This window comes from Candidatus Rickettsia kedanie (assembly GCF_045865205.1).
Lineage (GTDB): Bacteria > Pseudomonadota > Alphaproteobacteria > Rickettsiales > Rickettsiaceae > Rickettsia > Rickettsia australis.
The window spans coordinates 1-7,429 of sequence record NZ_BAABMM010000001.1 but is presented as its reverse complement, the minus strand read 5'-3'; the positions used below and the strand labels follow the sequence as shown (position 1 = coordinate 7,429).

The following is a 7,429-nucleotide window of genomic DNA, read 5'->3' as shown; positions in this document are numbered from 1 at the left end:
GTAATATTACTGATGAAATGATACAGCAGTATATTGATGAGCAAGAAGGTGAGCCTATTAATGATGATCGATTTCTAATCGATTCCACTTTATAACCTCTCAGCTTATAGCTGAGAATTGTTTAGTTATCATAGGATTTTTTATTGAAATAATCATAAAATCAGCTGCCTATTTTAATAGCTTACCGGGAGCTGTATGGTATTTCAGTTATATTACCAATTTCAGCATATTACTTTTTTTTCGTTTTTTTTGGATTTGTATATGGAAAACCTCGTGGCGTTTGCTTGGTCTTGTAATGATGATAATATCTTTTATATTTATGTTCTACTCTCCAAAGCCGGAATTAATATTTGACACAAATCATATGGCAGTAGGCATTAAAGACAAAGATGACAAGCTTATAATTTATGCTGATAAAATGCCTACATTTAATAGAACTTATTAGGCTAATTGGTTCGGACAAAAAGATAGTATGGTGTTACCTTTAAAAGATAATATTTTCATAACTAATCATGGACAGAAAATTGTCATTAATAATAATAATCATTGTGAAAAAGCCGAAATTCATATCAATCTCAATTACAAAGCTAAATGCCACGGGAGCTTAATAACAATTAATCACGATTTTTTAAAAAATCCCTGTTATCTTTTGCAATAAAAAGAAATGTACGGTAAAATCTACTCGAGGTCATCCCCGCGTAGGCGGGTATCCCTAGGTTAAATCGAGATAAATCGAGCTTTTTAAAAGCTTTAAAATACTGGATTCCCGCCTACGCGGGAATTACATAAAGGAACGAGTGGATGACCCTAGGGTTCTTTTTAAAAACTACCCGATACTATAGGTAAAATCAAATAATGCAAGTTATACATACAACTTTAAAAATCCCTTCAAAAGGATATAAAAAAATCTTGAGCCTTTTAAATAAAAAAGGACAAGCAAGACTTATTGGCGGCTGCGTACGAGATGCGTTACTTGAAAAAAGCAGTTATGATATCGATATAGCTACTAATTTAATACCGGATGAAGTAACAAATATTTTATTGAAAGCTAATATCAAAACTATCCAGACCGGTTTAAAATTTGGTACGATTACGGCTATTTTAAATAAGGAGAAATTTGAGATTACAACTCTTAGAAAAGATATCGAATGCAACGGTAGACATGCCAAAGTAGTATTCACCGACGATTTTACCGAAGATGCTGCAAGACGAGATTTTACTATTAATGCTTTAAGCTATTGCCCCTTTAAGAACGAGATATATGATTATTTTGAAGGATTTAAGGATTTGCAGCAGAAAAAGGTTATATTTATAGGGGAAGCTCTAGATAGAATTAAAGAAGATTACTTACGAATCCTACGCTTTTTTCGGTTTTCTAGCTATTATGCGAATCAGCTTGATGACGGCATCTTTAAAGCATGTAAAGCTTTAAAAGATGGCTTAAAAACTTTATCACGAGAGCGAATTAAAAGCGAAATGGATAAAATTATCGTTTCAAAAAGAGCGGCACAAATTTTAAAAGCTATGTTTGAAATAGGAATATTAGAACTAATATTCTCTATCCAAAATTATGAAATAAAATTTTTTGAGCAATCTAAAGAATTAGAATTAGCAACTAATTATGCTTTATTACTATATAATTTAAAAAACATAAATTCAAAGCTTCTTCTCGATTGGAAATTCGCAAGACAGGAAGTAATACAAATATTATCGATAATCAACTTTTTGAATGACGCTGAATGTGATATAAAAAAAATTTGGTTTGAAAAGAAGAACTATAAGGAATATTTATTAGCAGCTAGCATAATCGGTAAATTAAACCATTCACAAGTAAAAGAATTTATTCATAAATATGATGTATTATTACGTCCGAAATTCCAAGTAAACGGTAATGACTTAGTAAATATGAATATAGAAAAAAAAGAGATAGGAGCAAAACTAGAATATCTAAAAAATTTTTGGATAGAGCAGGATTTCAAGCCTAGTAAATGGGAGTTGTTGGAAAAGTTATGAAGATTAAGATTTATAATATACTTCTAATGTCATCCCGCGACTTGATCGTGGGATCCAAAAAAATGGATACCGTGGTCAAACCACGGGATGACACCGGAAAGATTCTAACTTTACTATTCCTTACATTCTTCAGCCTTACTAGCTACGCTAAGCCTAAGATAGTTGTAAGTATTACGCCAATTGCTAGTATTGTTTCGATACTTGTTAAGGATAAAGCTGATATCGAGAGTTTAGCAGTAAACAATGATTGCCCTCATCACCATAATATAAAGCCAAGTGATCTTGCTAAAGTTAAAAATGCCGATATAGCAATTTATATTAATGAACAATTTGACAGTTTTGCCGAGAAATTAATTGATAATCATAGCAAAAATATTATTAAAATCAGTAATATTAAATCTTTAACCACTATAAAAGATAATTGGCATATTTGGCTTGATCTTAATAATACTGCAATTTTACTACAGGAATTTGCACGAATATTTAGTGAAAATTTTCCTGAGCTACAAGAAGATATTAATAATAACCTTTCAGCAGCATTTAAAGAATTAAGCAAGCTACAAGAAATTAAAAATAATGAATTTGCAATGATAAAAGACGTAGTTTTATTAAGTGATAGTAGCGAGTATTTTTTTCTTAATACTAATATTAAAACTGCAAAATTATATAGTGAAAGTCAAAAAAGTCTACGATATATAAGCAAGCTAGAAGATTTAATTAAAGAGTCTAATAACAAATGTCTTATTTTAAGTAACGAACAAAATTCACTATTATACGACAAATTAAACGCTAAAATAATAATATTAAATAGCGAAAACTGGAATGTTCAGAATATTCATTCAAACACTTTTCAGAACCAATATTTACAAATGATTAATCAAGTTAAAAAATGCATACGCTAAATAACGAGGAAGAGACAAAAAAACTTGCAAAACTCTTTGCACACAGCTTAAAGCCAAATGATATAGTTTTACTTAACGGTGACCTTGGAGCAGGTAAAACATTTTTTTGTCGTGAAATTATTAAACATTTTTGCGGTGAAAATACGAGCATTATAAGCCCGACTTTTAACTTACTGCAAACATATAAAGCATCTAACTTTACTATCTATCACTATGACCTGTATCGTCTTAAATCACCTGAAGAAATTTACGAACTTGGATTTGAAGAGGCATTAAACGGCAATTTAATTTTAATAGAATGGTCCGAAATTATTAAGCATTTACTCACGCAGCCTTTAATAGAAGTAAATCTAGAAGTATTAGACGAAAACAAACGTTTGTGTAGCATTATAACAAATTCATCAGAATCTTCCCTTATTGATTTTTTACAAGCTTCTCCGTTATTTGGTACAAAACTTGATATTCAAAGAGATAAAAGCCCTACTAGAAAAGTTAAGTTATAGTCTATTACTTTACACAGTCTAATATATTATTTAAAAAATCTTTACTCTCTTTCTCTGATAAAAAACCGCTTTTACTTTCATTTTTTGCCTGCATTTCCCAATACATATCTTCAAGTTGATTAAATTTCTCATATTCTTCAGGTGATATAAGAAATTTGCCGTATTTATTTATAATGACTGGTGATTTTACTGCTTGAGTCATTGATGCTCCAATTTTAATATCTAGCTAATCAATTGTCATGTAATAAAAACCCCTTTTCAATAGGAAGTAACTTTAATTCTGGTAACATCGGCATAATTAAATCTATTCCGGCTTTTTCGTTACTATTACCGTGTACTAATATAAAAGAGCCGTCTTGAACTTTTTCGCTTTTAGCAAGCCATGCATTGCTGCCAAGCGGAATAAATCCTAAATCTTTTAGCTTTTCTATTAATGTTTGATCAGAAACTAATCCTGGGAAACGAAAGAAAGGCGACGGAGCAATATTATAACTTACTAATATTTCCCCTGCTTCTAATACTTCATTTTCAAAATCATCTTTATTGGAAAGAAGAAAATTATCTTCAAGAGGTTTATCTTTAAAGTAAGGATGGCTAAATGAATGATTAACCCATGTTATTTGTAAATAACCGTTTTCTTGTTGCTTTAATAACCATAAGAACTCTTCTGTATGCTTATTAATCCATAAGCCTGAAACACATATAGCAATCGGAATAGGTTTATTTAGTTTGCTCGATAATTCTACGAGCTTTTTAAAAAAATCTTCTTCAAAGCGTTTGGAAGAAGGACACATATCAATCGTCAAGAACTGCCCTTTTACTTTATACATGCTACTCGTAGCACCGTAATTTTGTAACATATAAGGTGCAGAGGTATATTTATTTAAAGCTTCAATATACGGAGTTTTATTTAATTTTTTTAGAAGATTTTCTTTTTCTGTGTTATTTGTAGGTAAAATTACTAGCTCTTGTAGGGTTAGCTCAGTTTTAAAAGAATTTGGATCTACTAAAACGAAATATAATTTTTCATTATTTACATAAGAACGAATAGCGATTTTTATTTTTTTATTCTCAGCAATTACAGGCAAAAATACCGGTTTATAATCAGTTATAATCGCTGCTTTTTCATCCGCATAAATTAAATTAAAAAACAATATTATAAAAATAAAACTTAAAATTCTTTTCATTTACTCGTCTCCATAACGCTCGTATAAAATTCTGCAATTTTCTCTTTTACCTCTGCGGGGTTGTTCATTAAATTAACGGCACCTCTAAACTCTGCTGAACTTGGTAAACCGCTACTATACCAACCAATATGCTTACGAGCAATAGGTACGCCCACAGATTCGCCGTAATAATCAACTATTGCCTCATAATGCTCGGTTACGATATCTAGCTGCTCTGCTATAGATGGAGCAGGTTTTCCTTCACCGGTTTTAAGGTAATGATCAATTTGTGAAATAATCCAAGGTTTGCCGTATGCTCCTCTACCGACCATAATACCGTCTGCACCGGATTGTTGCAAGGCTTCTTTTGCTTTAGCAAAATTAGTGATGTCACCGTTAGCAATAACCGGAATTTTTACTGCTTCTTTAACTGATCGTATAAAATCCCAATCAGCATTACCGGAGTAAAACTGACATCTCGTTCTACCATGAACGGTGACCATTTGAATCCCTGAGTTTTCAGCAATTTTAGCCAAAGTCGGGGCGTTTTTCGTATTATCATCCCACCCCATACGCATTTTAACCGTTATTGGAATCTTCACCGCTTTAACGGTAGCTTCAAAAATCTTAGCTGCCAGCTGTTCATCCCTCATTAGAGCCGAACCTGCATAACCGCCTACTACTTTTTTCGCCGGACAGCCGAAATTAAGATCGATAATTTTCGCTCCCATATCCTCGTTCATTTTAGCAGCTTCAGCTATTATATTCGGCTCACAGCCGGCTAGCTGTACGCATGCACTTGTCGGATCGTCATGCATGATAGCACATTTTTGCATTGACTGCCTAGATTTCACAACCATTGCCCGACTTGCTATCATCTCAGAAACTACAAGTCCTGCACCAAATCTTTTTACCAATTTTCTAAATTCTAAGTCCGTAATATCAGACATTGGAGCAAGAATTACATTTGAAGAAAGTTCTATATTACCGATTTTGATCATAAAAAACCGTTATAAAAATAAACGCTCATAATATCATAATTAAGTATTTTTGTCTAATATTACTAATTAAGAATAGACAAAAGCCGATTAATCTATTATAAGCTTATTGTTGTATTTGATTTTTCAGTCATTGCGAGGAAGTGTTATTGTGTAGATACCAAATCGTCATTGCGAGGAGCGAAGCGACGCGTCAATCCAAAAAAAGATTAAAAAAAATCTGTAAATCAGAATTTTTTAACTGGATTGCTTCGTTGAATTATTGTGTAATTCTTCTCGCAATGACGGAAAAACGACTACACTCAACAATGTCCGCTCGCAATGACGATTTAGGCATCATCTGAATAAATGAAGAGTAGACAAAGTTTTATTTGGAAAAGAGCAAGGAGTTCACAAGACTAGGAACGCAGCGCTTATACGTGAGTACCGCAGTACTTGTAGAACGACGTAGCCAATTTTTCAAATAAAACGAGTATACATGGCCACGTAGCTCAGTCGGTAGAGCAAAGGACTGAAAATCCTTGTGTCGTTGGTTCAATTCCAACCGTGGCCACCACCACTCCTTACTTTAAATCCCATTTTTATATCCTCGATTAAATATCTATTATATTTCTAAACTTATTTTTATAATGTTAATTAAGTTTAATAAGAGTAAATTATGTTTGCAGGTATAAAAGAATTTTTTTAAATAGAGTCTGATGAAGTGTTATATGATAAATTAACAAAAGCAATAAAAGAAAAAAATACAATAGAAGCCAAAAAATTAATTGAAAAGATAAAAAATACTGAGTTATTCAACAAGACTAATGCTTCTCATAATACTCTTCTACATTCTGCTATTGAACAAGGTTTAGAAGAAGTTAGTGAGATACTCATTTCAAAAATTTCTAATGACGCTATCAATATTATTGAAAAATATATTTTATCCGGTGAGCAAAAAGGCAAAACATATTTAACCTTACTTCCCTCTAACTCTAAAGATTTTGGAAAAGCTTGCGAAATGCTTATTCCTAGATTTATGTTATTGATAGGTATTCCGAAAATACATTTTAATTACAGCAGCTAAGAAAGGCATGAAAACAGTTTGTAAAATGCTTATTTCTAGAATGCCTCTTGATCTTATTAATCACATTAACAATGCCGGAGATACGGCTGCAAGCATATCAAGCAAAGATACAGAAAACTTTAAAGAAGTATTTGATTTATTGCAAGAAAAACAAGAGGAGTTTTTAAAAATAATAACCATAACAAAACAAAATATTGAAAACTCCCTAAAAGACGTAGAAAGTGCTTTTAATACTAATAAGAAGACATTAGATATTTTATTTGAGAAGATACAAAAGCTAGGAGACGATAAAGCTGCTTTACTAAAAATTGATAAACAAATAGGAGATATTACAAATAATAATATCATTATTAAAAAATTAATTGATTTAGATAACTATGTTCATTGCTTAGTTGATAATCAAAAGACCCAAGAGGATACTTCTAAAATGTTAGGTGATGTAGATAGTCCGCCTTTGGAATAAATATGTAACTTCTATATCAATTATGGAAGTTATTTTTTGGATTCCCGCTTGGTATTGTTGCGTGGATCAATTTTACCTCTGTATCCCGTGGCTTGACCACGGGATACAGTTAAAAATACTAAAATTATTAGTATTCTTTATTATTTTTATGGACCCTGTGGTCAAGCCACGGGGTGACACAGTTGGTTTTACCATACGCGTCAAGTTAAGGAAAGTAAGTAAGCAATTTGCAAGGAATTTGCTAATTGCAACTCTGTTAGCTAGAAAAAATGATATTTAAAAAGGGAAGTGAAGAGTATAAGTATTAGCACTGTAACG

At 31.7% G+C, this 7,429-nt stretch carries 9 protein-coding genes, 1 tRNA gene and 2 pseudogenes; 9 read left to right on the top strand and 3 right to left on the bottom strand.

Features of this window, described 5'->3' with window-relative positions:
- The 5 genes and pseudogenes from ACKTSD_RS07780 to tsaE all read left to right on the top strand — a co-directional run.
- Positions 1-95, top strand: a pseudogene (locus ACKTSD_RS07780) (IS200/IS605 family transposase); the annotation flags it as partial.
- A gap of 203 nt (positions 96-298) precedes the next feature.
- A pseudogene (locus ACKTSD_RS00055) lies at positions 299-442 on the top strand (ComEC/Rec2 family competence protein); the annotation flags it as partial.
- Positions 443-855: 413 nt separating this feature from the next.
- Positions 856-2,013, top strand: a complete 1,158-nt coding sequence (locus ACKTSD_RS00050) for a CCA tRNA nucleotidyltransferase (RefSeq protein WP_412707431.1) — start codon at positions 856-858, stop codon at positions 2,011-2,013.
- Positions 2,014-2,075: 62 nt separating this feature from the next.
- On the top strand, positions 2,076-2,915 hold the full coding sequence (locus ACKTSD_RS00045; protein ID WP_456237189.1) for a metal ABC transporter solute-binding protein, Zn/Mn family: 840 nt from the start codon (positions 2,076-2,078) through the stop codon (positions 2,913-2,915).
- Positions 2,903-3,418 carry a tRNA (adenosine(37)-N6)-threonylcarbamoyltransferase complex ATPase subunit type 1 TsaE gene (tsaE, locus tag ACKTSD_RS00040; RefSeq protein WP_412707430.1) on the top strand — a complete coding sequence of 172 codons (516 nt, stop codon included), beginning with the start codon at positions 2,903-2,905 and terminating at the stop codon, positions 3,416-3,418. Before ACKTSD_RS00045 ends, tsaE begins: the two co-directional genes overlap by 13 nt.
- A 4-nt stretch (positions 3,419-3,422) precedes the next feature.
- Here tsaE and ACKTSD_RS00035 read toward each other — a convergent pair whose 3' ends face one another.
- Genes ACKTSD_RS00035 through dusB form a run of 3 tightly spaced genes read right to left on the bottom strand, consistent with a single transcriptional unit; the run spans position 3,423 to position 5,585 of the window.
- Positions 3,423-3,620 carry a toxin-antitoxin system subunit antitoxin gene (locus ACKTSD_RS00035; protein ID WP_412707429.1) on the bottom strand — a complete coding sequence of 66 codons (198 nt, stop codon included), beginning with the start codon at positions 3,618-3,620 and terminating at the stop codon, positions 3,423-3,425.
- A gap of 28 nt (positions 3,621-3,648) precedes the next feature.
- Positions 3,649-4,605: a polysaccharide deacetylase family protein gene (locus tag ACKTSD_RS00030; RefSeq protein WP_412707428.1), complete on the bottom strand. Its 957-nt coding sequence runs from the start codon at positions 4,603-4,605 to the stop codon at positions 3,649-3,651.
- Entirely contained in the window at positions 4,602-5,585 is a 984-nt protein-coding gene (gene dusB, locus ACKTSD_RS00025; RefSeq protein WP_412707427.1) for a tRNA dihydrouridine synthase DusB, read from the bottom strand. The genes ACKTSD_RS00030 and dusB overlap by 4 nt, the downstream gene beginning before the upstream one ends.
- Positions 5,586-6,062: 477 nt before the next feature.
- On the opposite strand from dusB, the gene ACKTSD_RS00020 reads away from it, so the two are divergent.
- The 4 genes from ACKTSD_RS00020 (at position 6,063) to ACKTSD_RS00005 (ending at position 7,391) form a co-directional block, all read left to right on the top strand.
- Positions 6,063-6,138, top strand: a tRNA-Phe gene (locus tag ACKTSD_RS00020).
- 147 nt (positions 6,139-6,285) lie between these two features.
- The gene (locus ACKTSD_RS00015) at positions 6,286-6,648 is read left to right on the top strand and encodes a hypothetical protein (protein ID WP_412707426.1); all 363 of its coding nucleotides are present in this window, start codon (positions 6,286-6,288) and stop codon (positions 6,646-6,648) included.
- A gap of 7 nt (positions 6,649-6,655) precedes the next feature.
- Positions 6,656-7,111, top strand: coding sequence for a hypothetical protein (locus ACKTSD_RS00010; RefSeq protein WP_412707425.1), 456 nt, complete (start codon positions 6,656-6,658; stop codon positions 7,109-7,111).
- 22 nt (positions 7,112-7,133) lie between these two features.
- On the top strand, positions 7,134-7,391 hold the full coding sequence (locus ACKTSD_RS00005; RefSeq protein WP_412707433.1) for a hypothetical protein: 258 nt from the start codon (positions 7,134-7,136) through the stop codon (positions 7,389-7,391).
- Positions 7,392-7,429: the final 38 nt, after the last annotated feature.